Source organism: Stenotrophomonas sp. SrG (assembly GCF_050031795.1).
Lineage (GTDB): Bacteria > Pseudomonadota > Gammaproteobacteria > Xanthomonadales > Xanthomonadaceae > Stenotrophomonas > Stenotrophomonas rhizophila_A.
Genome location: NZ_JBNBBE010000139.1, coordinates 1 through 292, shown reverse-complemented (window position 1 = coordinate 292; position 292 = coordinate 1). Strand labels below are relative to the sequence as shown.

General features: G+C 58.2%; 1 pseudogene. It reads right to left on the bottom strand.

The features are described 5' to 3' along the window. Window positions 1-200: pseudogene (locus ACQG3P_RS19295) on the bottom strand (MASE1 domain-containing protein); the annotation flags it as partial. Window positions 201-292: the final 92 nt, after the last annotated feature.

The following is a 292-nucleotide window of genomic DNA, read 5'->3' as shown; positions in this document are numbered from 1 at the left end:
CCGACGAGAAGGTAGGGCCAAAGTCGCAGCGGAGAGAGAACGAGTGCTGCGATACGTATGCCGGCGGGAAGATAGGACTGATCCATCGACACCTCGCGTGCTACCCAGTACGCAAAAGCGTAGACAAGCGCGATGGCAAGGCCCAGTGGGTGAATGCGAAAGTTCAGATGCAGTCCGTACTTCAGCCACTCCGTTTGCATGCGATTCTCCGTTCTGCCGACGACGACACCCTGAGGATGCAGGTGGTCGTCGGGTGCGGACGGTATCGGCGAAATAAGCGCGATGCAATGGT